The organism is Bacillus sp. TH22 (assembly GCF_016651015.1).
Classification (GTDB): domain Bacteria; phylum Bacillota; class Bacilli; order Bacillales; family Bacillaceae_G; genus Bacillus_A; species Bacillus_A mycoides.
Genome location: NZ_JAEKER010000002.1, coordinates 234,023 through 258,714, shown reverse-complemented (window position 1 = coordinate 258,714; position 24,692 = coordinate 234,023). Strand labels below are relative to the sequence as shown.

General features: G+C 32.9%; 21 protein-coding genes and 8 pseudogenes. 23 read left to right on the top strand and 6 right to left on the bottom strand.

The features are described 5' to 3' along the window. Positions 1-75: 75 nt before the first annotated feature. From nheC to JFU18_RS28955, 5 genes and pseudogenes are all read left to right on the top strand, one after another. Positions 76-1,152 (top strand): annotated as a pseudogene (nheC, locus tag JFU18_RS30135) (non-hemolytic enterotoxin subunit C); the annotation flags it as partial. A gap of 30 nt (positions 1,153-1,182) precedes the next feature. After that, positions 1,183-1,887: an RICIN domain-containing protein gene (locus JFU18_RS30130; RefSeq protein WP_307838453.1), complete on the top strand. Its 705-nt coding sequence runs from the start codon at positions 1,183-1,185 to the stop codon at positions 1,885-1,887. Between the two features lie 449 nt (positions 1,888-2,336). Then, complete coding sequence (locus tag JFU18_RS28965; protein WP_201035062.1) at positions 2,337-4,475, top strand: phosphatidylinositol-specific phospholipase C domain-containing protein; 2,139 nt, start codon at positions 2,337-2,339, stop codon at positions 4,473-4,475. Between the two features lie 370 nt (positions 4,476-4,845). Further along, positions 4,846-5,454 (top strand): recombinase family protein, encoded by a 609-nt coding sequence (locus JFU18_RS28960; RefSeq protein ID WP_201033492.1) that lies wholly within the window; start codon positions 4,846-4,848, stop codon positions 5,452-5,454. Positions 5,455-5,462: 8 nt separating this feature from the next. Beyond that, a complete protein-coding gene (locus tag JFU18_RS28955) occupies positions 5,463-6,428 on the top strand; it encodes a tyrosine-type recombinase/integrase (RefSeq protein ID WP_201033547.1) in 966 nt (321 codons plus the stop codon). 550 nt (positions 6,429-6,978) lie between these two features. Here the strand turns inward: JFU18_RS28955 and JFU18_RS28950 are convergent. After that, entirely contained in the window at positions 6,979-7,311 is a 333-nt protein-coding gene (locus tag JFU18_RS28950; protein ID WP_016097133.1) for a hypothetical protein, read from the bottom strand. A gap of 129 nt (positions 7,312-7,440) precedes the next feature. Then, entirely contained in the window at positions 7,441-7,740 is a 300-nt protein-coding gene (locus tag JFU18_RS28945) for a hypothetical protein (protein ID WP_201033493.1), read from the bottom strand. 285 nt (positions 7,741-8,025) lie between these two features. Between JFU18_RS28945 and JFU18_RS28940 the strand changes: the two are divergent. Then, positions 8,026-8,865, top strand: a pseudogene (locus JFU18_RS28940) (IS4 family transposase); the annotation flags it as partial. 46 nt (positions 8,866-8,911) lie between these two features. Here JFU18_RS28940 and JFU18_RS28935 read toward each other — a convergent pair. Continuing rightward, entirely contained in the window at positions 8,912-9,472 is a 561-nt protein-coding gene (locus tag JFU18_RS28935) for a recombinase family protein (protein WP_201033494.1), read from the bottom strand. Positions 9,473-9,728: 256 nt separating this feature from the next. Here JFU18_RS28935 and JFU18_RS30440 point away from each other — a divergent pair, with 256 nt between their 5' ends. The 5 genes and pseudogenes from JFU18_RS30440 to JFU18_RS28910 all read left to right on the top strand — a co-directional run bounded on the left by JFU18_RS30440 (position 9,729) and on the right by JFU18_RS28910 (position 16,356). Further along, a complete protein-coding gene (locus tag JFU18_RS30440; protein WP_307838377.1) occupies positions 9,729-9,989 on the top strand; it encodes an S-layer homology domain-containing protein in 261 nt (86 codons plus the stop codon). Between the two features lie 130 nt (positions 9,990-10,119). Continuing rightward, positions 10,120-13,170: an S-layer homology domain-containing protein gene (locus tag JFU18_RS30125; RefSeq protein ID WP_307838378.1), complete on the top strand. Its 3,051-nt coding sequence runs from the start codon at positions 10,120-10,122 to the stop codon at positions 13,168-13,170. A 14-nt stretch (positions 13,171-13,184) separates the two neighbouring features. Further along, entirely contained in the window at positions 13,185-13,460 is a 276-nt protein-coding gene (locus JFU18_RS28920) for a barstar family protein (RefSeq protein WP_201033495.1), read from the top strand. A 110-nt stretch (positions 13,461-13,570) separates the two neighbouring features. Next, positions 13,571-14,194: pseudogene (locus JFU18_RS28915) on the top strand (IS4 family transposase); the annotation flags it as partial. 1,736 nt (positions 14,195-15,930) lie between these two features. Then, positions 15,931-16,356: a DUF4879 domain-containing protein gene (locus JFU18_RS28910; protein ID WP_201035063.1), complete on the top strand. Its 426-nt coding sequence runs from the start codon at positions 15,931-15,933 to the stop codon at positions 16,354-16,356. Between the two features lie 148 nt (positions 16,357-16,504). Here the strand turns inward: JFU18_RS28910 and JFU18_RS30120 are convergent. Continuing rightward, a pseudogene (locus JFU18_RS30120) lies at positions 16,505-16,720 on the bottom strand (hypothetical protein); the annotation flags it as partial. Positions 16,721-16,810: 90 nt separating this feature from the next. Between JFU18_RS30120 and JFU18_RS30115 the strand changes: the two are divergent. The 3 genes and pseudogenes from JFU18_RS30115 to JFU18_RS28900 all read left to right on the top strand — a co-directional run. Further along, positions 16,811-16,933: pseudogene (locus tag JFU18_RS30115) on the top strand (recombinase family protein); the annotation flags it as partial. A gap of 83 nt (positions 16,934-17,016) precedes the next feature. After that, positions 17,017-17,313 carry a transposase gene (locus tag JFU18_RS28905; protein WP_002170592.1) on the top strand — a complete coding sequence of 99 codons (297 nt, stop codon included), beginning with the start codon at positions 17,017-17,019 and terminating at the stop codon, positions 17,311-17,313. 8 nt (positions 17,314-17,321) lie between these two features. After that, a complete protein-coding gene (locus tag JFU18_RS28900; RefSeq protein WP_201031428.1) occupies positions 17,322-18,203 on the top strand; it encodes an IS3 family transposase in 882 nt (293 codons plus the stop codon). Positions 18,204-18,555: 352 nt separating this feature from the next. On the opposite strand, the gene JFU18_RS28895 is transcribed toward JFU18_RS28900, so the two are convergent. Next, positions 18,556-18,855, bottom strand: coding sequence for a hypothetical protein (locus JFU18_RS28895; RefSeq protein ID WP_201033496.1), 300 nt, complete (start codon positions 18,853-18,855; stop codon positions 18,556-18,558). A 477-nt stretch (positions 18,856-19,332) separates the two neighbouring features. Here JFU18_RS28895 and JFU18_RS28890 point away from each other — a divergent pair. From JFU18_RS28890 to JFU18_RS28875, 4 genes and pseudogenes are all read left to right on the top strand, one after another. After that, a pseudogene (locus JFU18_RS28890) lies at positions 19,333-20,241 on the top strand (acyl-ACP desaturase). Positions 20,242-20,456: 215 nt separating this feature from the next. Next, complete coding sequence (locus tag JFU18_RS28885; protein ID WP_002130368.1) at positions 20,457-20,918, top strand: CarD family transcriptional regulator; 462 nt, start codon at positions 20,457-20,459, stop codon at positions 20,916-20,918. A gap of 557 nt (positions 20,919-21,475) precedes the next feature. Beyond that, positions 21,476-21,640 carry a BC1881 family protein gene (locus JFU18_RS28880; protein ID WP_016119583.1) on the top strand — a complete coding sequence of 55 codons (165 nt, stop codon included), beginning with the start codon at positions 21,476-21,478 and terminating at the stop codon, positions 21,638-21,640. 272 nt (positions 21,641-21,912) lie between these two features. Beyond that, positions 21,913-22,146, top strand: coding sequence for a hypothetical protein (locus JFU18_RS28875; RefSeq protein WP_002187308.1), 234 nt, complete (start codon positions 21,913-21,915; stop codon positions 22,144-22,146). 112 nt (positions 22,147-22,258) lie between these two features. Here JFU18_RS28875 and JFU18_RS28870 read toward each other — a convergent pair whose 3' ends face one another. Beyond that, positions 22,259-22,534 carry a hypothetical protein gene (locus JFU18_RS28870; RefSeq protein ID WP_002191560.1) on the bottom strand — a complete coding sequence of 92 codons (276 nt, stop codon included), beginning with the start codon at positions 22,532-22,534 and terminating at the stop codon, positions 22,259-22,261. A 288-nt stretch (positions 22,535-22,822) separates the two neighbouring features. Between JFU18_RS28870 and JFU18_RS30605 the strand changes: the two are divergent. The 5 genes and pseudogenes from JFU18_RS30605 to JFU18_RS30110 all read left to right on the top strand — a co-directional run. Next, positions 22,823-22,999 (top strand): annotated as a pseudogene (locus tag JFU18_RS30605) (helix-turn-helix domain-containing protein); the annotation flags it as partial. A gap of 379 nt (positions 23,000-23,378) precedes the next feature. Further along, entirely contained in the window at positions 23,379-23,579 is a 201-nt protein-coding gene (locus JFU18_RS28865; RefSeq protein WP_201033497.1) for a methyltransferase, read from the top strand. Positions 23,580-23,644: 65 nt separating this feature from the next. Further along, a complete protein-coding gene (locus JFU18_RS28860; protein WP_201033498.1) occupies positions 23,645-23,860 on the top strand; it encodes a hypothetical protein in 216 nt (71 codons plus the stop codon). 83 nt (positions 23,861-23,943) lie between these two features. After that, positions 23,944-24,243, top strand: coding sequence for a hypothetical protein (locus tag JFU18_RS28855; RefSeq protein WP_201033499.1), 300 nt, complete (start codon positions 23,944-23,946; stop codon positions 24,241-24,243). Positions 24,244-24,258: 15 nt separating this feature from the next. Beyond that, positions 24,259-24,555 (top strand): annotated as a pseudogene (locus tag JFU18_RS30110) (hypothetical protein). The last annotated feature ends 137 nt before the right edge of the window (positions 24,556-24,692 follow it).

Below are 24,692 nucleotides of genomic sequence, written 5' to 3'. Positions count from 1 at the left end.
GTTCAAACTTGAGCAGGGAACTTCCTCAATGCTCACTAAAAGATACGAATTCTTAAAAAGCGTAGGTGGGATAATATGAATAAGAAATTGTACAAGAAATTCTTATTATCAATGATGATTGCTGGAATGGTAACAAGTAATATAGTACCACTTCATACTTTCGCGGCAGAACAAAAAGTCCATACAACTATATCGCAAGAAACCAGTCATAATTATTCACTTGGTCCTGAGGGCTTTCAAGATGTACTAGCACCAGCAATGTCTAATGTACTTGTTATGGATTCATATGCCAAAACAATACGTAATCAACAAGAGACAGACCTTAGTGGTATAAGTTCTCTTAATAGTTATTTACGAGCAAACATGTTGAAGCACCAGGACGATGCAAAAAAAAACGCGACCTATTGGTTAGATAATCTTAAACCACGTATTATGAATACGAATCAAAACATTGTAAATTATAATGATACATTTCAAACACACTATAGTGTTTTACTAGCTGCAATAGATCAAAAAGATACTGAAAAATTGAAAACTGAGCTCGAAAAATTGTATCAAAGTATATTGACTAATAAAAGTGAAGTTAACGAGCTATTGGAACAGCTGAAAACATTCCGAAATAAAATGACAGCAGATACACAAAACTTTAAACAAGATACAAATCAATTAACGACTATTTTAGCTAGTACAACTGCAGGTATTCCATATTTAGAACAGCGAATTAATGGGTATAATGAGTCTATCAAAAAAAGCAATGATCAAATTATTGCAGGTTCAGTACTTTGCGCGACGTTAATAACGTGTATCATTGGTGGACCGCTGATTGCAACAGCAAAAAGTAATATTGCATCTGCTGAGCGAGAAATAGAAATTTTAAAAGCACAAATTTCTGGGGCACAAGCAGAAATAGCTATTATAACTGATGCAAAAGATAAGACTACGAATATGGCGGAAACAATTGACACAGCTATTAATTCTATACAGAAAATGTCTAATAGTTGGGATACTGTAGCAGCAAAATATAATAATTTAGTAAAAAATATCACATTTATTACCCCAGAAGAATTTGCTTTTATAAAAGCAGATCTTAATACAGCAAAAGATAGCTGGCAAGATCTTAAGAATTATGCTGATAAATTATATGAAGCGGTAAAAATTGCGGAGAAAGAAGAACAGGATCTTATGGAGCGACTTCGTCCGTCAAGTGTTCAATATTTCTACAGACCGATAGACAATGCTTGTACATTTGAAATAAAAACGGGAGCAAATGCACCAAATGCGTCTTATAAAGTTGTGAATTTAACAAAACGGACTACGCATAATATGTGGAGCGGAGGACCAAATACAAGCATGTGGGTTGACCGTCTTCCATTAAACTTAAAAGATCAATATGCGGTAATAGCAACGGTCAATGGAATGGAGTATGTCGTATATAAAGAAGTAGGAGAAAACATTCCTGGAGCTAATTTGAATGGTACCTATCAATTATTTTCTGCGTTAAATAATAGTAGCGTTATAGATCTGAATCAATCAACGAATAATGTTACCTTATGGAGCAATAACGGCAGTAATAATCAAAAATGGAAGTTAGTATATGATTCAAATAAAAAGGCCTATCAAATTAAAAGTGTAACAAATGAAAATTTAATATTAGCTTGGAATGACTATCAAGGTTCTGACAATGTTTTTGCTACACCTAACCAATACTATGAAGAGCATTATTGGTTAGTTGAAGATGCAGGAAATGGATATTTTTATTTAAAAAACAAGAAAAACTCTAGGGTTTTAGATGTAACTGGTTCTGGTACTAAAAATGGAACAAATGTTATAGTATATCCATTTACAGCTAGTAATAATCAAAAATTTAAATTACAGAGACTATATTAAATTATAAGATTCTGGTGCAAAAAAATTTCATCTTGAATTTCAATTGTTGTAAAATAGGGCATCTCTCCTGCTTCGGAAAGATGCCTCTTTTCTATTCTAACGAATGTTGGGGTACACCCCATGCCCATCGAGGGGTCACCATATCAAAAAAAGAAAATTGTACATTAAGACAATTTTCCCGTTAAATAAGGATTATTTGGCACTGGAAAATCAATATTTTTGAAAATGTCAATTGGAATATTTCTCTCACCAATAGGAAAAGTAAATAACAGTTTATAAAGGTATACTTTTACAGACATCTACTTGTTAATTTTCTATCTAAATTTTGTATTCGAGTTTCATATTTGAAAAGTTTTTCTCAATATGGATATTAGGATTATTTTTATTTTGAATGTTCTAAATATAAAATTATTAATCTATAATTATTAAGTACCAACAGGATTAGGAAAATGAATAAAAAATTAGATAGAGGAAGGTTGTGTGATATGAAATTAAATAAAGACATTGTCATCACGAATAATGAAAAAGGATATGCTCATGATTCTGAGATTGGTTATTCGAATCCCAATTGGATGGGTAAAATGCCGGGGGATACAAAAATAAGCGCACTGTCTATACCTGGGACGCATAACTCAATGGCACGTTTTGGTGATGGTACCCCATATCCAGATGATTATGTCATCACGCAAACAATGAATTTAATCACACAATTGAACTCAGGGAGTCGTTATTTGGATATTCGTTTACGAAAAGACTCGAATACTCAGCTTAGCGCTTATCATGGATCTGCTAATCAACGTGCAATTTTTGGCATTGATATTTTAGATAAAATCACTGCATTTTTAAGAACAAATCCAGGAGAAACAGTATTGATGCGAGTGAAAAATGAATGTAATGGACCTGGTACAGGAAAATGTACAGACGCTAGCACAATAAAAACGTGGGCTCAAGTTTTTGAAGATAGCTATTATAATAATGCTAGCTATAGTAATTATTTTTGGAAAGGTACATCCAATAATCCGACGCTAAATGAAGTGAAAGGCAAAATTGTAGTATTGTCAGATTTTCCGACAGATGGAAAAAGATTTGGTATTCCATATAGTAGTATAACTAGGCAAGATCAATTTGATGTAGATAATACGCCTGATGCGATGTATGCGAAATGGACTGCAGTAAAACAACATTTACAAGTTGCAAATGCAAATAATGGCCAAGCCATGTATTTAAATTATTTAAGTGGGAACGGAGCATGGTATTTTATCACAAGGGGAGCTGCACCTTATTTTGTAGCAAGTGGGTATAGAGGTAGTGGTACGAATTCGAGTATGCAAATGATTACAGAACATAGAACAGATAAATGGCCTGATTATCCCCGTGGAGTCTATGGTCAGGTATTTTATGGGGGAACAAATCTATTAGCGGTTGAGTTTATTTCTAAACTCGGGTTGAGGAATGTGGGAATCATCGCCGCGGATTTCCCTGGTAAAGGGTTAATTGATCGTGTCATTCGGTTGAATGACAGACACCTTAGTGGAGATATTCGCTATATAACGCCAAAAGGGTCTTCAGGCTTACGAATTGGATTCGGTGGGGATGTATATTTACGTAATCATTATGTAGTGTATCGAAACGGGAACTATATTGGTGAAGTCGTTAACGGAAATCCTTATTATAGTTATTGGGATCAAACGGATGTGGGACACGATCTTAGATTTGAAGGTTTACCTCTATTTACGGGAGATAAGATTGACGTTTATGTAAAGAATGGCAGCAATCAAACACTACTTAAAAGTCAAACGCTAGCCATAGATGAACAGGAAGGAGAAGAAATTAGAGTAGCTGACGGCCCATATATTATTAAAACCGCCTTAAATAATACGAGCGCTCTTGACATGACCAAGACAGATCGCAATGTTCAGTTATATAGTTACCAAAATCAACTGAATGCTGAATTTGTTCTTAAATACGATGAGAATAAAAAAGCATATCGTATAATAAATCGATGGGATCCAACTAGAGCTTTAGGCTGGGATGGAGCTTCACATAATGTATTTGGTATGGGACTTGATGTAGGAAGAAATGAACAGTATTGGAAGATAAAACGTGCTCTAAATGGATATGTGTATCTAGAAAATTTAAAAAATGAGCAAATGTTAGATGTTAGTTATAGCGATCCTTCCAATAACACAAATATAATTATCTGGGGTTGGACTGCAAACCTTAATCAAAAATTTAAGGTGGTTGAACGAAAAGAAAAATTAGAGGGACAAATTGATTCTTTGTACAACCCACAACCTGGTCAAAAAAATAGATCTAGTGGTAATTTCTCATTGGGACATCTTGCTGAAGGTACAAGAGTTCGAGTTTCAATAGAAGGTGGTGGTGAAACAGTGCTTAACTTCAGAGTGATGCGTGATAAAACAGGTGATACAGACCCTACAATTTGGTCAGATGTTAAACATGGTTCTATCGTAGGGATTCCTATAGGTGCAAATAAAAATAACCTGTATATTGCTAATCCAAGCCTTAGTGGGGCGCCTTCACCTGGTGGTACATTTAAAGTGAAATTTTATACATTACAAAATTAACAAAAAAAGAACTGGGCAAACACCGCTCAGTTCTTTTTTAGGTTCTGGTGTGTGACCGTTCTTACTCATGGTTGTAAGAAATGTTAAAGTGAGATAAAAAGGAGTATTTAAAATGGTTAATCGCTTTTGGGTACTGGTGTTTGTTTTTTTCTTCATATATCTCCTTGTGTGTAATGTTAATTAATTAAACTCCCTATATCAAAAAAGTGTATCAAAAGGTACACCTTTTGAAGTACAGTAAACTCTATTAAATTCAGTACTTCAAAAGGTTTAAAAACATATTTTTGAAGTACTAAATAATTAATGAGACCTTTTGAAGTATTTTTTGTTATAATTTCAATAGAAACAATTTTGAAGGGATGTCTATTTTTTGAATACAAGAAAATTCGGATATATAAGAGTCAGTAGCAAAGATCAAAATGAAGATCGCCAGATTGAAGCAATGAAACAACTCATCACTGACGAACGAGATATTTTTGTCGATAAGCAGAGCGGAAGAGACTTTAACCGTGAACAATACCAACTTGTAAAACGCATGTTAAGAAAAGATGATATTTTATATATTCACTCCTTAGATCGTTTCGGAAGAAATAAAGAAGCTATCCTTCAGGAATGGAAAGATATTACCCAAAATATACAAGCTCATATTGTCGTATTAGATATGCCACTTTTAGATACAACTCAATATAAAGATAGTTTAGGAACTCTTATTACTGATTTGGTACTTCAAATCTTATCGTGGCTTGCTGAAGAAGAACGGACAAAAATAAAAACTCGCCAACGTGAAGGCATTGAAGCTGCAAAGAAAAAAAGAAAGCATTTAGGGAGACCTAAAACCGAGATAACTCAAGAATTCATTCATTCTTATAATCAATGGAAAGAAGGGCAGATCACAGCGCTATACGCCATGAAAAGCTGCAATATGACTAGTCCTACATTTTACAGAGTGGTCAAAAGATATGAAAATAGGGAGGTATAAAAATCAATATCATTACAAGAGAACTCCAAAATACAATACAAGGCTTTTCTGCTTATTTATTTAACAAAGGAAGAAAACCCTCTACAATCAAGCGCTATATATATGATGTAGAAAGTTTTATTCAATGGCTGCACCAATCAAAAAGGTTTACTGAAAATAATCTTTTTGAATCACTTCATAAAAAAGATTTCGAAGCTTTTTTTAATTATTTAAAAGAAGTTCGTCAATACTCTGATAAAACTATACACCGCATATATATTGTCTTAAATAGATTGTACAAATACTTAGATTTACCAAATCCGATTGAAGGGATTATTCATATAAATCCACCTGATCGGGCATTACGTAGTCAAGATTTCGTTTCTTTCCAAGAAGAGAATCGTCTTAAAGAAGTTATCTCTTCATTAGAAGGACTGACTGAAAAACAACCATCAACACGCCCAATGATCTTAGAACGGAACATTTCTATCGTTACGTTGCTCCTGGACTATGGATTATCTTTAAAAGAGCTTGTTTCTTTGCGAATGCAACACGTTCATTTCGAAAGTAATACGTTATCTATTGCTGAAGACTCAAAAATATATCGTACAATCCATTTGAACGAAGAGGACAAATTACATTTATATAATTACTATAAAACTATTCCTGAACCTGTACGTCCTAAATACCACAGCAGCGATCCATTATTTATTGCTTTTGACTTTACTCGTGGGACATACCATTGGAGCTATGACGATAATGCACCAAATTTACTAACTGAAATCTCGGTACAAAAAATGATTCGTTTAGAAGTGAAACGTGCTAATCTTCGAAAGGGAATTTCTGCCCAACACTTTCGGAACTCCTTTGTTTTAAGGGAAATCAAACAGAAAAACACCCCTGAACAAATCATGCGGCAGATTGGATTTAAATCTCACTTATCCTTAAAAAGATATTACAATTACTATAAGAAAACTACAGCTAATACAGATTAGAAACAATCTCTTAATATGTAATTTTTATATATCTACAGATTTGCAATGAAAAAGATAAGAATTAAGCTTTTTTACTCCCGTTTCTTGTACTGAAAATGACAGTGTCAGCTACATATAAAAGTGTTTTAAATGAAGGGATTAAATAGGGGCTAAAAACTTTCGGTTATTGTATTTCCTCGTTACCGGTACCTGTTAGAGTAATAGGAGAACTTTCTGCAGAAGTTTACGCAAAACAGGTTGCTAGGAAGAGGATCTATAAGAAATATAATATTGAACAAAGACCACAAGATATTATTTTAATTAAATCCAATTTTCTAGCTATTAAGGATATAATTAGCGATGTATCAAAAAGTATGATGGAAGATAAACATAACGGTTATAAAATGTATTAGGGGTCACCATACATGCCCAACAACTTAAGAAACTTTATTACCCCCAAGTATCCAAAAACGTTATTCTTTCTAAACAAGCTAAACAGAAAGGATCACCAAGGTAATCTACAAAAAAGAGCCTAAGAAATATTTCTTAGGCTCTTTTTTCTCAATCTTACTTATTGAACCATAGCAGATACGATTACAGTAAATTCAGATGTAGCATTCTTAGGATTGGCAATATAAAGAGATCTTTTAGATACGACACTTGTTCGATTGCCACTTAATACACCAGAGAAATGAGTAGGGTCTGTTGCAGCAGACTTATCTTCCATTACATTAAAACTAATAAAATCCGGGTCCCCGCCACCTTCAATCTCCCATTTTAAATATTTTGTTCCTGCAGGGAGATTTTCAGTACTAAAGTTACCACTTGAACGATTTTTCTGTCCTGGTTGTGGTCCTTTACTTGATCTTACTCTTGCAATCTCTACTGTCGCTTTGGTTTCCATATCCATTCCCCTTTTCATAATAAATGTATATTTTAGTTAGGTTACTACAGCAACCTAACTAAAATATACAATTTGTAGAAAAAAATGGGTATTGAGAAATATTGAGACTTCTTTATTAATTCAAATTATTTATTCATAAATTACAGCATATATTTTTATTCCAACTAATGATGTAGCATGCCTAACATTATCAATGTACATTTCTTCTTTTTGTACCACTTCAGTTCGATTTTCGTGTAAAACATCACTAAAAATAAGGTCATCCATGTCCCCAAATTTATCTTCCATTACATCAAAAAGAATATCGTCTAAATCGCCACCACCCGCTAGTTCCCATTTCAAAAACTTTGTGCCTTCGGGTAAAATTGCAGTGCTAAATAACTGACCTGGATATATAGTTGTTACCAATTGTCTCCTATTTATCTTCATTTACATAGCCCCTTTTTCAATAAGCATCATTTACTTAAATATATAATTTTTAGAGGTATTTAGGTATTGATAAAATCTACATAATACCTATTATCGGTAACTATGAAAATGTAAAAATAGTCTTAAAGATTGCTTTATTGCTTTGAAGTTGTTTTTTGTCCGCAGAAGTATGCTTAATAGGCTTCACCATAAATGCCCATCAACTAAAAAACTTTACTAGCCCCAAGTATCAAAACAACGTTATTCCTTCTAAAGAAGCTAGATTAGAAAGGATGACATGTTCTTATGAATCTCCCGATACAAGATGAACTACAACCATTTGTGGAAGAATTACAACGATATATTACACCTGTATTTTTAGACGAACTCGCAAGAGAGATCGGATTTATAAAGCGAAAACGTAAGTTTTCCGGCTCAGACTTAGCTACGATTTGTATTTGGATTAGTCAACGAGTAGCAAGTGATCCCTTAGTACGATTATGTAGTAGGCTTCATGCAGCAACTGGTACTTTACTCAGCCCTGAGGGCTTAAATAAACGTTTAAACGCTAAAGCAGTTTTGTTTTTACAACATATTTTTTCTTTACTGTTACAACAAAAAATATGTGAACAAACACAAATTTCTAACCATCTCTTCACTTGTTTTGGACGAATCCGTATCCTAGATGCCACCGTATTTCAGGTGCCAAATGCTTTAGATAATGTATATCCAGGCTCTGGAGGCTGTGCTCAAACAGCCGGAATCAAAATTCAATTAGAATATGATCTGCACAGTGGGGAATTTCTGAACTTTCAAGTTGGACCAGGAAAAAATAATGACAAAACATTTGGCACGGAGTGCTTAGATACCTTACGACCAGGAGATTTATGTATTCGTGATCTAGGTTATTTTTCATTGGAAGACTTGGACCAAATGGAACAACGAGGTACATACTATGTGTCTCGTTTAAAATTAAATACGAATGTATATATGAAAAATCCAGATCCAGAATACTTTAAAAATGGTGCTATTAAGAAGCAATCGGAATACATACAGATCGATGTGAAACGGCTTTTAAACCAACTACAGCCTGGAGAAACATTTGAATTAAAACATGCTTATATCGGGGTACGGAAACGATTCTGGGTATGAGGGGCCACTCTGGGATTTAATTACAAATTAAAAAAGAACTTTATTCAAGTTCTTTTAATCTACGATACAGGGCGGCCTGACTCACACCTGTAATTTGGCATATTTCTTTCACTGTTTTAGTGGTGTGCTCCCGTAATTCAATCGCATGATTCATACCTGGGTGTTTATCCGTGTATTTCTTCAATCTTCCTCTATACACTCCTTTTTGTTTCGCTAACTTTATTCCCGCACGTTGCTTTTCTTTAATCATTTCTCGATCAATTTCACTAAAGGCAGCCATGACAGTTAAAAAGAATTTTCCTGTTGGAGTTCTAGTATCTATTCCTAAATTTAAAATCGCAAAATGAACATCCTTTTCCCGAAGTTGTTCTACTAACTGTAGTAGCTGAATGGTATTTCGACCTAAACGATCCATTCTAGTTACGACCAAAGTATCCCCAGTAGTTAGTTTTGACAGTATAGTGTCTAACTCTGGCTTTTGTTTTGTTACTCCACTTATTTTCTCTTTAACAATTTCATCTACTCCATATTTCATGAGCTGTTCAATCTGTGTATCTAGATTTTGATCTTGTGCACTTACACGAGCGTATCCATAGACCATTTTTATCCCTCTTTTTTGAGAAGTTAGAATATGCAATTATGCATATTTGTATTTTTTATTTTAATAGCAATTAAATCTAATATATAATTAAAAGGTTTTTTACGAATTGATAAGGAGATGCGAGTATGAAGAAAATCATAGGACTTATATTATCATTATTTTCTACCTATGTACCAATGCTTACAGAGGAAACCGAAGTTTTAAATAAGTGCTGATTTTGCAATTATATCTTTAACAATTGAATAGGAGGTCTAACGTGAACAACATTAAGAAATTATTCCTAAGTTCTATAGTATGTATTTTACTATTCAGTACAGTAGGAACAGCTTATGCAGAACAAAATAATCAAGAAACTACATTATCCTTTATCGATGTGCCAAAAACACATTGGGCGTATAAAGAAATGATGTACATGGCTGAAAATAAAATCATTACTGGTTATGGAAATGGATATTTTGGTGCCACAGATCAAATCACACGCGAACATCTTGCAGCCTTTTTATATAGAGGTACCTAAAACCGCAAGACAGTGCCAATAACCCATTTGTAGATATTAGTGAGAGCAATTTCAAAAAGGAAATTTTGGCACTAACAGCACGTGGTATTTTCAGTGTAAATGCAGAAAAAAATTCAATCCGAAGAATAACATGACCCGTGCAGAACTTGCTGTCGTGCTTGTAAAGGCATTTGATTTAAAACCGCAAGGAAATGTTGAATTTACGGATATGAAAAGTCATTGGGCCAATGAATATGTGAAAATTCTAGCTGGAAACCAGATAGCAAGCGGTACTGGTGACGGCAATTTTAATCCAAATGGATTTGTCACAAGAGAGCAATTTTCTATGTTCTTATATAGGACGATTATGACAGTAACAGATATGAAAAAGAATGAATCCGTTGGTTGGGTGAAGGAGAAAGAGAATTGGTACTATTACGAAAAAGATGGAAGTAAACGCAGAGATAACATTACTTTAGATGGAATAGAGTATTCCTTTTTTAAAGATGGAAGACTAGTCGAAGGGAGAAAGCAGACTGGGAAAGACAATTTATATTATAGTGAGCCTGGTAAATTAAAGACCGGCTGGAGTTTTTCTGCAACTTCATGGAGCTATTTAAAAGATGGGAAGTATGTGACAGGACCATTTACCTATCAAGGAAAACCATTTGAAATTAATAAGTACGGAGATATGGAAAAGGGATGGATCACCCTTCGTACCACTGTTAAAAGAATCTATCCAAAGCCAGAAACAAAATTTCTATTAAAGTCTAAATCTGTAAAGGATGGCGATGTTTTAGAAGTCATCTCAAAGCAGGGCTTATGGTACCAGGTCAAATATCAAGGAGAAGTCGGTTATGTTCGGATATTTGAGTCCGTTGTGATTGGTGAATCACCAGTTCGTTCATGGGATGTAGCAAAAGAAGCAACGAATTTGTCTCATTTTATGATAACTGAGTATCATAAAGATCCTGAAAAGTACTTTCCTCCTAATATTCACAAGAAATTTGATAAACAATTAGATAGTGATTTAACTCTTCTTGCGAATGGATTACAATGGATTGATCAATTAAAAGAAGCACTCTATTTAGATAATAAACAAGGGTGGGTACAAGAAGAAGGAAAATGGACGTACTATAAAAAAGATGGGCAAAGAATAACTGGTTTCCAAGCAATTGATGGGAAACGTTATTATTTTGGTACCGATGGTTTTATGCAAACGGGATGGGTACACACAAATGGGTCAGATTATTATCTGGGAACAGATGGTGTGATGCAAACTGGAATCCAACATATTGACGGGAAAATCTATTACTTTGGTCCGTTAGGTCCTGTGCAATCAGGATTTACACATGTTGATGGGAAACCGTATTATTTTGATGCTTCTCATGAATCCAAAAATGGTTGGATAAAGCAAGAGTTTAATTGGTATTTACTGCAACCTTCAGGTGCATTACAAACAGGAGATTTTACATATAAAGACAAGAAATTCTCCTTTAATCAAGACGGAGAAATGGTTAAAGGGTGGGTTACATTAGAATCCCTTGTTAAAAAAGTATATCCAGAGCCAGATTTGAAAAAAGTATTGCGTGCAAAACGTGTGAATAATGGTGAAGTGATAGAAGTAACGGGGAAAGTTGGTTCTTGGTATGAGGTGAATTATCAAGAAGAAAAAGGATATGTAAGTATTCATGATGCAATTATTTTTGATCAGGAAGCCAAAAGTCCACTTACTCTTCTCGATGGGAAAATAAAAATATTTGAAGGTGTATTAGATTATTTAAAAAGTGACGAACCAGTCATAAATAACACGATCAAAATTTTAGAAGAATCAGAACAAGGTTTGTTAGATGCTACAGAAAACTGGGAAAGTATTTCCAGAAATATAAACAATGCAAAGCAAGATGTACAGTATAAAATGCAAGTGATGAAAGAATCACATGATAAATTGCAAGAATTAGTGAATGCAATGAAAGGTGACATAAAAAATTTAACAGTCACCCAAAGAAAAGAACTATTCAGACTGCTTGGAAATACGAGAGAAGATGCTCTAGCGTATGGAAAAGAGTGGATGGGATTTAGTGCTGATGTATATGTATCTATCCTGCAATCCTATACATCCCTTTATCAAACCTACGCTTGGTATTATCAAACATTAGATGTGGTTGCGGGTAAAGCACTTGAAACCCAAAATGAAATTAATAAAAATATTCTTCAAATTGAGGAAAATCATCGTAAGTTAGCAGAAGGACTTTCTGGTGTCGTTAAAGACTTAGGACCAGTTGTAAATAGTTCCATTCGCCTAAAACATTCTGTAGATGAAGCGAAACCTCAATTGGAGGAACTTGTACAAGTAACAAGAGAAAACGCTCCAATCATTGCGAAAGATTTACAAGCATTGGATGCCAAAGTCCCAGGATTCTTCACAGATTTCAATATGGGAATAGATCTTGCAAATACATTTATGGACTCCGCTAATAGAATAGCAAGTCATAAGATTGATATACCTGCTGCGGCAAGAAATATTGGGAATATTGAATTAGGTAATGCGTTCCGTGATTTTGGTGTTACACCAGTAAAATTGGAAGAGGTTGCACAATCCAATCGAGATACAACTAAATTCATGAATGTAACATTAGATCTTGTGCCAATTATTAATATCCCTAAAGAAATAATCCAAATGGTACAAGGACATGAAATAGCTGAGGAAGAAAAATATAAGCCGTCAGATTATGTCATGGGTATCGCAACAGTATTTTCTGGTGGAACCATAAAAACAGTAAAAACTATCGGAAAAGTAGTTGGTACTGTTGAAGATATTGAAAAGAAAGCGAAAAACCTTGAGAAGGCTGCAAAAACAACTAATTTCACAAAATATCCTACTGGTTTTGATGAAGTTGCTAAATATGTAAAAGAACATAAAAAATTACCGGATAATTATATTACGAAAGAACAAGCACAAGCACTTGGTTGGGTTAGTAAGGATGGGAACCTTCATAAAGTAGCCCCTGGAAAAAGTATGGGTGGTAATATATTTCAAAATAAAGGAAACCCCTTACCAAATGCTCCAGGTAGAGTTTGGTATGAAGCTGATATTAATTATTTATCAGGGTATCGAGGTAATGATAGAATTCTTTATTCTAGTGATGGATTGGTGTATAAGACTTCAGATCATTACAAAACGTTTACTGAAATAAAGTAGAAAGGAATTTAGTTATGGAAAAAATATATTTAGATGGACGGATGTTTACAAGTAAAGATGCACTGCATAAAACATTAAAGAACAAATTAGATCTTCCAGATTACTATGGTGAAAATGCTAATGCGTTGTGGGATTGCTTAACTGCATGGGTTACTCTTCCTTTAACAATAGAATGGGAATTTTTCAAAGAAAGCCAGAATATGTTAGGACAAGAAGCAGATTTGATTTTAGAAACATTTCAAGATGCCCAAAATGAAATGCCAGGAAATTTTTTCATTAAAGTAAAATAATTTAATAGCATTTAAAAAGCGTAGAAATAATTAATTTCTACGCTTTTTATTGTATCAATTTGATTTTCTTTCATAGTGGCCCCTCATACCTCGAATCGTTTCCGTACCCCTATATCGGTGATAAACAACAACTATTTGCACGTGTTATTTTTAATCGATTAACAGAAAAGCAACTTCAAAAACGGCGAGCAAAGATTGCGGAAAAAGAAAAGTCTAAAAATAGAGCGTACTCAGAGAAAAGTAAAATGGTAGCTGGATTAAACGTGTACGTGACGAATACACCTTGGGAATGGGTTCCGATGGAACAGGTACATGAATTATATACTTTACGTTGGCAAATAGAGATTGTCTTTAAAACGTGGAAATCACTCTTCAAGATAGACCATTATCGTAATGTAAAACAGGAACGATTAGAGTGCCAATTATATGGAAAGCTAATCGCTATTTTCCTATGTTCCTCTACTATGTTTAAAATGCGTCAATTGCTTTTACAAAAGAAGAAAAGAGAATTAAGCGAATATAAAGCGATTGGGATGATCCAAGATCATCTATTTCTGTTGTATCAAGCAATACAGCAAAACACCCAAGAGATAACAAAGATCCTAACCCGCCTGTTCAATCTTTTACAGAGGAATGGACGAAAATCCCACAGATATGAGAAGAAAACTGTCTTTGATATTATGGGTGTTGTCTATGAGTATAGTGGATTGAGAAAACAAAAGAAAGTTGCGTGATTTTTTAAAAATGAAACCCGTTAGGGTTTATTCGGTGTGCTTACTTTTAAGGACATCAAATATTTTAAGCGTTTTTTAGTCCATATGAACAAAAGTTCATTTTGTTTCCGCTCTTAAGTTGATAGGCATGTATGGTGACCCCTATTAGATAAAAAAATCCCTGCACATTATGTGGGGATTTTTTTATGAGGAAAGAGCACCTTCGCAAGTGATCTTAAAATAATACTGTAATACATTCAGTTTTTTAAAATTGCTAAAACGATAAATGTAAGTATTAGCGTTAAGGAAACAATTTTAACATATTGTCTAGTTTGATTAGGAATTACACTTCGAATCCAGTCTGAGAAAATCGCAAGTCCAGCACATAACACGATAAAAATCAATAAACCAATCCCTATAATCTCAGGTACTCCTTCGAATGGATTGGGTATATTTATTTGAAAATACATATTATTTTCCTTCCCAATAAAAAAATTGTTTTATTTTAATAATACATTATATGTTTTATAAAGAAAAGACACCCTAAGGTGCCTTCCTCCGACTTGAACCACGTTCATTTAGTATAAACTTATCCGTATTATCCCTTTGTTATACGTGTAAACACATCCTATAAAACAGAATCGTCTATATACACCAGATTGTTAGTTCACAAAATGCAAGAGATTTGAGATCAGTATTAGAGTGACGCCATATCTTTTATAATGGTCGATATGTTACGTCTTTCAAAAGAATCTGCTTTATAGAACGTGTCCACGATTTATATTTTACTACATGTAATATTTATTTAGTGTAATTTTTACAAATATGTATAATTGCATAAAGTTTATGAAAAAATGAGAGTATAATTTGGTATTGTGTAATAAAGATAAGGCCCACCTACGGAAATAGGTGAGCTTTTTAATGTATAAAAAAAGACACTCTCATGAGTGCCTCTCCCTACTTGATCTACATAAGCCTTTTCTTACAGTACAAATATATCTGGGTTTCCACCCAATCTATATTTTACTACATCTACTTATAAAGTTTAGTTAATTTAATGTAAATTTCATAAAGAAAAGACACCATAAGGTGCCTTCCCCTGACTTGAACCATCTTAATTTTAATAATATGTATCGGACTCTCATCCAAATATTATTTTACCATGTTAAGTTATTTTGTTCATTGAGAAATATGATTCAAATCTATATTTTGGGTTATTAAATAAGAAAAGAAGACATCCATTAAGATGTCTTCTTTTACTTGTACAATTGGTGTTAAGAAGGTAATTTATTGCTTTAAAACCTATGAAAAATATAACAATCATCGAGTAAGCTTATTATAGCAGCAATAAATAGGGATTTTATATGTAATATTGCATATAGATAGATTAATTGTCTGTTATTTGTTTTAATTCATTTACTTATATTATTTTTTGAATGCTCCAGCAATGGAGCCTTTTTTTATGCAATAAAATATTCTCTTTACGTTATTTAGTTGATTTATATTAGCTTTACCTTCTTAAGTGATACCTACATTTCAGCAAAATATTGTATAGACAGCCAGTCTTTTTATGAGAATATAGTGGGTTAATAGTTTTTATATCGAAAGTAGTGGATTGATTATCCTGTATGTCCATCGATATGCTAAATTGCATATCTAAAAAAGTATAATTTGTTAACATTTTCAAAATAATGATTATCCTTATAAAATTCTGTTAATATCAAACTTGTACCTATATAAAAGAAGGGGATGTTTATATGTTTAAAAAAGTGATATTAGGGATATCATCATTAGCAATGGCATCGGTAGTTGGTTTAGGAATGGCATCGGAGGCATCTGCAGGACCAGCGGCACCTCTAACTTCTTTAAGTGTAGTGAAAGTAGAGTCACAATTGGGTGGGGTTGAATACATTAATCCTAATAGTTTTAGTACAACTAAAGATCATGGGGGAAGTTACTTATATGTTTACACAAAAGAAATAGGGTATGGCCAGTTTCCTTTTGCAAAAATGAATGGATTTGATGTGAAAAGTATTGGTTCACAAATAATTGGTGGTAATCCTATTGTAGGTTGGGAATATAAATGGGATGCATCAAATCATCAAGAAGGGACTTTTGAATATCAAAAGACTTCAATAAACTATCCAAGAGATACGTGGCGTACTTCACTATATATTAAATAGTCAGTTTTATATATTCGTAGCATAAAAATCCCTGCACCTTGTGTGGGGATTTTTTCATAAAGAAAAGACACCTTAAGGTGCCTTCCTCCGACTTAAACCACTTTACTTTTAATAATATGTATTGGACTTCTATCCAAATACAATTTTATCATATTTTCCGCAAAATGAAAGTGCATTCATTAGCCTGCTTAATGGTTTTATCCATAACTTCTTTATATGTATTAAACTCTTTATTTTTTATATCACCATTTATCTGTGAAAGGAAATCGCCTTTAGCCTATATAGGAAAGAATAGTATTGGAGCTGAGTTTCCTAGCTCATCATAGTACTTCTTAGCTTTCTCTAAATCTTCTTTCTTACTAAATGGGGTAGTGACAGGGTAGTTGTCATAGACCGCAAAATAAGTAAGGTTGAACCAACAGTAGCATTAAAACCATCTATTATCATAATTAATATAGAAGAAACTTATTCTAAATGGAAAAGTGGGGAAATAACAGCTATTATATTTATGGAAATGTTAGAGCGAAAGAAAAATGCGTTTTATAAAATAATGAAGGAACATGAGCGAAAAAAATAGCATCTTTCCTATGATATGATCCCCTTATAGTAGACAGGAAAAAGAAAGCACATTAACCTGTTTACTATGGAGGGGATTTTTTTATGGGAAAAATTAGAGTCACTTACGATGTAGAATTTAAGAAAAAAGCTATAGATTTATACTTAAAAGAAGGCATGAGCTATAAAACCATTGCGAAAGAATTGGGTATTCATCACTCGGTTGTAAGTCGTTGGGTGAAATACTTTGAAGCTGAAGGAATCAAAGGACTAGAAGAAAAACGCGGTAAAGCGAAAGGACCAGGTTTAGGTAGACCAAGGGTTAGACCCGAAGATCCTGAAGCTAAGATCCGACGATTAGAAGCGGAAAATGAAATGTTAAAAAAGCTCTTAGGAATGTAAAAGGAGGAATGAAAGTCGTATCCAAAACGAAAAAATTCGAAGTCATCCATGAAATGACAAAAACAGGTTATACAGTGACCATTCTATGCGATATTGCTGGTGTAACCAGAAGTGGGTACTACAAATGGATAAAACGGCATACGACGCCTTCAAAAAAACAATCAGAGGATATCGAAATTAAGAAAAAGATATTGGAGTGTCATAAAAAATTAAGAGGAATTTATGGATATAGAAGAATACAAGTGTGGCTGAAAGCCACATATAACCTTCATTTGAATCATAAACGCATCCAAAGATTGATGAGTGAACTAGGTATCAAAGCCGTAATTAGGAAAAAACGACCTTATTACGGAAAAAAAGAAGCTTATGTGATTTCAGAGAACCATCTAAATAGGGAGTTTCAAGCTTCAAAACCGAATGAGAAATGGGTAACCGATATTACCTATTTGATTTTCAATGGACAGCGCTTGTACTTATCCGCTATTAAGGATTTATACAATAATGAGATTGTTGCCTATGAAACCAGTCGTAGAAACGACTTAAAACTTGTGTTAGATACACTTAAAAAGGCAAAGAAAAAACGAAATATGAAGGGAATCCTCTTACATAGTGATCAAGGGTCCCAGTATACATCTCGTCAATATAATCAATTACTTAAAAAATATCAGATGAAGGCAAGTATGTCTCGAAGAGGCAACTGTTGGGATAATGCTTGTATGGAAAACTTCTTCAGTCACTTTAAGGCAGAGTGTTTTCATTTACACTCCTTCCATAAAGCGAATGAGGTCAAACTTGCCGTGCGTAAATATATGCACTTTTATAATCATCAAAGATTTCAAAAGAAATTAAATAACCTGAGTCCATATAAATATAGAACTCAGGTTGCTTAGTTGCGCTTTTTTAATACTGTCTACTTGACAGGGGTCACTGCACTATGAGAGGTCCTACTTTTTCTCCAGGTGTAAGAATCTTGGAGTTTTTGCACCAGAATAGTATGATGTATATCGAGAAAAATAAAAGACAACTCTAATTAAGAGTTGTCTTTTTGTGTAATAAATTTTACAAAATCTGAAGATATACAAACGACTAGAATACGTTATGTTATTTATTATAACAAAAACGAATATTATTTTGAATAAAAAAATATTCGTTTTTGAGCTTTTTGTTAACAATGTTCACAAATAAACTTTTTGTAAAGGTTTTCTTTGAATATAATTATTTATTTTAAAAATATAATCATGGTTATTGTTTTTCGAGGGTTTCCTTATAAACCTTAGCTATATATTTGACAAAATCAATGACGGGATAGTGTATGAGTGAACGATGCTGCGTAAAACGAATCCCTTCTTTTTCCATTTTGGAAATGAGTTGTTCAATTTTCAACTCTTTTTGTTGTATTCTATTATAATTTTGATATACAATGTTTTTCCATTGATAGGAGGAACCGTGAAAATAACTTTCTCCTTTTACCCTGTGACTAAATATTATTTCTATTTTTTCTCTACGTTGCTTTTCCTTCATATGCGCTTCCGTTGACTGCATGTTTATCGCCTCTTCCCTTTGTGCACAGTCTAACCGTGTAAATAACCCCATCATAGCCAATGTACAGTGATCTTGTTGGGAATTGTCGTTTAAGGCTATCTCATCAACTGTATATATTTTTTCAAGCGCTTAATCTATTATCAATCTTTATTATAAAACGATTCTTTATGGGCATGCACCTTTTTACAATCAACAAGATTTACAACATGACGAGTATCTTCATCTATGAATGTTATTCTCTATTTATTGAAGATAGTTTTTTTATTTAGGCTAAGTAACATATCGCATGCCTCAGAACCCCTTTTTATATTATAAAATCATATAAAAATATAGCGCTCTTAAAAAGTTTTGTTACAAATTTGTTATGTTTGACTTAAAAAAAGGAAAGTAATATTTATTTGTAGAAAATTTTTAAGGGTAAAAATGAATGTGAAAATAGAATGACTATTTATGATAAGAAAAGGGGGTCACTTATATATGCTAACAAATGATTTAGATTTTCGATTAGAACCACGTTTAAAAGAATTGTATGAACAACATAAAATAAGAGCGCAGAAGATAGACTGAGGTTATCATGAGTTTTTACCATGGGATAAGGGAATGGACTTTAAAAGAGTTCCTTGGGATGAAAGTCAAGTTACTCTTCCTTCTGGTGTAATTACAGCCATTGAAACAGCTTTATTAACAGAAGTGAATTTACCATGGTTTACAACGTATTTATCTGCAACTTTTAAAGGATCCCTTTCTGTTATTACAGACTTTATTCATACCTGGACCTCAGAAGAGGATCAACATTCGAATTTATTGGAGACATATTTACTACTCACTCGAAGTGTGAATCCCAAACGATTACATGAATTAAGAAAGTCAGTCGTTGAGGGTGGATTTGAGCCCGATTTTCACACACCAATCGAAGCAATGACATATACGACGCTACAAGAACTTGCAACGATGGTGTTTTACAATAATGTAGCTAAGGTTGCAAGTAAGCATGATCCAGATCTTGCTACATTATTACGTCGTCTCGCCAAAGATGAAACTCTTCATTATGCGTTTTATCGAGACGTCATTCGAACACATTTGGAATTGGAACCTAATTATTGCTATCATATTGCCAATGTGATTAGGAATTTTAAAATGCCAGGTGCTGTCATGCCAGATTTTGAAAATAGAATGACTGTAATTGCAAAAGAAGCTAACTATGGGCCGCTGCAATATTTTGATCAAGTACTTGATGTAGTAGTTGATTATTGGGGGTTAAAAGACTTACGACCCATTGCACCTCTAGCTGAAAAAGCAAGAATTGAGATTTTGGAGTACCACATAAGATTGAAAAAAATACGGGATCGATTTGGTCGTTTTCAAGGGAAAACTGATCTATGTTAATTAATCGATATTTTAGGATGTATATGGGCAAATTGACCGTCCCTTTATTGAGAATCTGACACACCCTATTGTTTTGGGGGTGTTTTTTACTTAATTTAATTTTTAACAAAAAAGTAGTTGACTCCAAAAATAAATTTGTGATATTATAAAATGTTTGATAAAAAATCACATATATGTTAAGGTTAAGAAGGTTACCATATATGGAGGTGGATTATATGTTTCAAATTGGCGATAACATTGTTTATCCAATGCACGGAGCAGGTATAATTGAAGCCATAGAAGAAAAAGAATTCTCAGGGAAAAAACAACAGTATTTTGTTATAAAAATGTCAATCAGTAATATGCAAGTCATGATTCCTATGGGTAAAATATTAAGTTCGAGTATACGCCCAGTTACTGATATACTTGCATTAAAACACATTATACACATTTTTCAGCATGGAGAATCAGATAAATTATTGCCGTGGAAACAAAGGTATAAAGTGAACACGGACAAAATAAAAACGGGTGAAATACAAGAAGGTGCTGAAGTTGTACGTGATTTAATGCGTATGAAGAAAGAAAAGGCACTTAATACAAGCGAAAAAAAAATGTTGGATAACGCACATGAATTTTTGATAAGTGAACTGGGTTTAATTAAAGGGATCACTGAAAATCAATTAAAAAGTTTCTGTTAAGGTTCATTATAGATAATGTATTACATCCCCCGAAAATATCCTGAATTTTTCGGGAATATGATTATTATTAAAAGTAAATCATTTCAAAGACATTCAACTTCTTCAACTCACTTTTAGAGTAGGAACCTCTTTTGTTATTACTTCAATCTAATCCATTTTTATTTTTAAATTTCTTTTACGAACGTTCGAAGTTTCATCAAATAACTCGATCAAATAGTCACTTGATTTTTGCAATCCTGATTCACACTGGCACGGACAAGGAGCCGTAAGGATGAAAGAGAGGTAGGGCTTTCATTATTTTAGGTATATATATATAAGTCATTATTTCTAGAAGAAAAAACAAATCAATCTCATCTCTATCTTTAAGAATTTTTTACATTTACTGAGACAGTGAATAGTAATTGTTTATCTTCTTTTCATAAAAGAGATACGCGAGTTGGTAACATCTAAATATATGGTCAACGATAAAAATTGATGGAATTTCTAGAACTAGAAACCATTTTTATAATTCATTTAACATAATAAGATGAAATGAAACAATAAGAAGGAGTGAAGATATGAAACACATGCCAACGCACGAATTAAGTAACGAGTTAAAGAAGCGGAAAGGGATTACTTCTATTAAGATTGAGTCCTATGAAAAAATTGAAGTTGGTGGAATTCTTGTAGATGGACCGGCTGTTATTTTAATTAATCAAGAATACCTAAAAATTGTTGAATGAAGAAAAGGATGATCCTTTACGAAAAGGGATGATCCTTTTTGTTTGCTGCAGCTAATATGGGATATACATAACTTTTATCTAATGTATTGGGGTTAAAAGGAAGGAGAGGGTCGGGATTATCATAGTGGTAAGCTTAATATTGGTAGGATTTCTTTTTATGTTATATAAATTAGTTGCTTAAAAAAACTAATTATTTGAACCGATAGATTGTTTTCTTTTTAAGGGCGAGATTTATTTTATAGGAAAATTGATAATTTTAAGGAGGAATTTAGATGGATGCAAGGAAACAACGCATAAAATACGAGAAGATGTCAAAGAACTATGAACGTATTTCTTTAGTTTCGTTACTCCTATTAATTGTACTTGTTTGTAGTAGTGTGATTATCATAGGAGCTACAGGGGGGGAATATGGAGTGTTTTTGTTGGTAGCGATTTTACTTAACGCACGTATTAATAAAGAATCTCAAAAAAAATATGAGCAGTATTCTAATAAAGGGCGTATTTAAAATGATACATGTCTTGAAAGGAACAACCTGGATGTACATTCAAAATACCCCTATATCATTGCCTATTAATAACAGATTGGCGTCATAGACGAACAAATAAAAACACAGGGTTTTATCTCTGTGTTTCTTCAAATTTCCGTTTTTGAATATATGCTTGAGCATGAATAATTTCTTCCTGAAGCTCTTTTAATTCTTTCATAGATTCTGATTCAATAGCCATGTAAGTAGTAACTAAACTGATCATCATATCCATCTTCTCTACTATATTTTGAATGACTTGTTCAGATTGCTCTTTTTTAGGGTGTTGTATTGCTATTAATACATTTTCCATATAATTGTTCTTTCTTTGCTGGATATCATAAATAAACTGTTTTGTGTTTGAGTTCATTTGTTGTTCCTCCATTTTTCATATATTTCCATTCCGCCATATTTGAATAGGAAATATTGGATTCTTTTAAAAAGAAAATTTTTATTAAGCACATAATCTATTTAGGTTATGTGCTTTTTTGTCGAAATTAACAGATAGAATTTTCGGAATATTATTGAATAATCACGAAAACGTGATGAAATAAAAAACATAGAACATCACGATTTCGTGATTAGAGAGGGGGAATATAATGACTGATAAGAAGAGTTCTGTAGAAAAAATTTTTTAAACTCCCCACTTTCCAATGTTTTTACAGCAAGTGAAGCCGAACAGAAGTGGGGATTAGAAAAAGGTACCGTGAGATCGTCATGTGTACGTGGTAAATTAAAAAATCACGTGGAATTAGGATTAGTCAAGAAGTCAGGAAATACATGCCTTCTAACTAAAGAGGTTATGACTAAAGTTTACGGATCTCAAAAGAATTAGGGATTACCCATTAAAAATAGACACGAAAAAGCCCCCACCACCGCCAAGTAAGTAAGGGCTTTTCCAGATACATTATAAAAGAAAGGCTGATTCTAGAAGGCAAATATATACCTAAAAACTCATCACAGCAAGAATATTTTATCACATTTAACTAAAAAAGAAAAAATGAAAATTATTATAAAAACCAATTTAAATAAGCGATATAATGTCACTTGTAAATGGTTTCGTATAGATAATTGTATTACCTCCCAAATTTGCTTCTTCGGTACATTTGGAATATCTATTTTTATGGTTGTAGCTACATATATGATCTCTGGAGTATATTTTGGGTTTTAATTCTAATATCTTTCAACCTATATAATTAAGGAGGAACTATTTTATGAATAAAAAATCTGTAAATGTAAAAATTGGTGATTCTGTGCGATTCCGTCATCGTCATGATTCTTCAGTAACACTAATTGGTTCGGTAGTTAATGTATTAACTAATACCATTGTTGTGGATGTCTCCGATTCTTCAAATAAGATCCCTGGACTAGAAAATCGGCAACTAGTAAAGTTTGGTCAGTTTAAAAAAATTTGAAAACAACATTTGCTCTTGGTGCACTAATTTTCCCTTATAACTAATTACTTTTAGGAGGATATAATATGAAGCCAAAACGCGGTGAATTTTTCCACTTTTCAAAAGATAACACTGTATACTTAGTTTTAGGTTACGCAAAAATGTTCGGTAATAAAGAACACGACTTTATTAACCTAAAAAGAATGAAAGACTCAACTACTATAACGCTTAGTGCAGATTTGTTTCTGCTCTATATACAAGCTGAAAAATTCGTAAAAGATAATGTACTAGTAACTAGTTAAATAAGATCACATTTAAACAAATCTTTCCCACCGTATTTTCTTTTTTCAATAATATGGTGGGAAAAACGTAAAGGGTGAGAGAAATGAAAGGGAAAGAGGGAACGAAAGGCTTTTTTGTATTTAGTAAGAAACATGGGAGGACTTATGTTTACTTAGTACGTGCTACTTATAAAAATCAAAAGAAGAAAAATATCCCCTTGTTTTCATTTGGTCGATTAGAGGATGCTCTCAATAATATGTATAATTGGCGTGATAATTTCGATTTATTTCCTGTAATTTTATCTGAGCTAGGTTACTCCTGGGAAGATTTACACGAATGGATCTTAACTTTAGAGACTGGTTATAGCAAATACGGAAGAAAACTTTGCATAGCTAATGATTAGGAGGGGGTATGTATTATGGAGAACTATCTGAAAGAAAAACATTGAAGAGAAAAGTTAGAACAATTTTCCAACCGTACAATAAAAGGGGAAAGTTATTTCCAATGCGATTCTTTCAGGTGGAAAAATATCGTATTTAAACATTACAATAAAATTAAACGAAAAGAAATGAGTATAGAACAACTCGTTTCAATAATACAAAAAGAAGGAATATCATTTACATAACATCCTTCTTTAATAACATATCCGATAATTGATTTTATAAAGTATATAGCGAAAATCTGTAAAGAAATAATAGAAATTGAGTCCTGTTAATACAGGACTTTTCTTTATAAATCATTATTGAAATACACATGAGGGAATTTTTGATAATGTCCGAAAGTATAAAGAAAAGGAACGGAAATTCAATTACACATGAACAGTTCCTAACTAAAATTTATAAATTAGTAGGG

Coding starts and splice junctions, on each gene's coding strand:
- JFU18_RS28950 (WP_016097133.1), bottom strand. CDS start 7,311: ATGGAAACCAAAGCGACAGTAGAGATTGCAAGAGTAAGATCAAGTAAA.
- JFU18_RS28905 (WP_002170592.1), top strand. CDS start 17,017: ATGGGAAAAATTAGAGTCACTTACGATGTAGAATTTAAGAAAAAAGCT.
- JFU18_RS28935 (WP_201033494.1), bottom strand. CDS start 9,472: ATGGTCTATGGATACGCTCGTGTAAGTGCACAAGATCAAAATCTAGAT.
- JFU18_RS28865 (WP_201033497.1), top strand. CDS start 23,379: ATGAATAAAAAATCTGTAAATGTAAAAATTGGTGATTCTGTGCGATTC.
- JFU18_RS28900 (WP_201031428.1), top strand. CDS start 17,322: ATGAAAGTCGTATCCAAAACGAAAAAATTCGAAGTCATCCATGAAATG.
- JFU18_RS28880 (WP_016119583.1), top strand. CDS start 21,476: ATGAAACACATGCCAACGCACGAATTAAGTAACGAGTTAAAGAAGCGG.
- JFU18_RS28855 (WP_201033499.1), top strand. CDS start 23,944: ATGAAAGGGAAAGAGGGAACGAAAGGCTTTTTTGTATTTAGTAAGAAA.
- JFU18_RS30130 (WP_307838453.1), top strand. CDS start 1,183: ATGGAGCGACTTCGTCCGTCAAGTGTTCAATATTTCTACAGACCGATA.
- JFU18_RS30125 (WP_307838378.1), top strand. CDS start 10,120: ATGACCCGTGCAGAACTTGCTGTCGTGCTTGTAAAGGCATTTGATTTA.
- JFU18_RS28885 (WP_002130368.1), top strand. CDS start 20,457: ATGTTTCAAATTGGCGATAACATTGTTTATCCAATGCACGGAGCAGGT.
- JFU18_RS28965 (WP_201035062.1), top strand. CDS start 2,337: ATGAATAAAAAATTAGATAGAGGAAGGTTGTGTGATATGAAATTAAAT.
- JFU18_RS28910 (WP_201035063.1), top strand. CDS start 15,931: ATGTTTAAAAAAGTGATATTAGGGATATCATCATTAGCAATGGCATCG.
- JFU18_RS28895 (WP_201033496.1), bottom strand. CDS start 18,855: ATGCAGTCAACGGAAGCGCATATGAAGGAAAAGCAACGTAGAGAAAAA.
- JFU18_RS28870 (WP_002191560.1), bottom strand. CDS start 22,534: ATGAACTCAAACACAAAACAGTTTATTTATGATATCCAGCAAAGAAAG.
- JFU18_RS28875 (WP_002187308.1), top strand. CDS start 21,913: ATGGATGCAAGGAAACAACGCATAAAATACGAGAAGATGTCAAAGAAC.
- JFU18_RS28945 (WP_201033493.1), bottom strand. CDS start 7,740: ATGAAGATAAATAGGAGACAATTGGTAACAACTATATATCCAGGTCAG.
- JFU18_RS28920 (WP_201033495.1), top strand. CDS start 13,185: ATGGAAAAAATATATTTAGATGGACGGATGTTTACAAGTAAAGATGCA.
- JFU18_RS28860 (WP_201033498.1), top strand. CDS start 23,645: ATGAAGCCAAAACGCGGTGAATTTTTCCACTTTTCAAAAGATAACACT.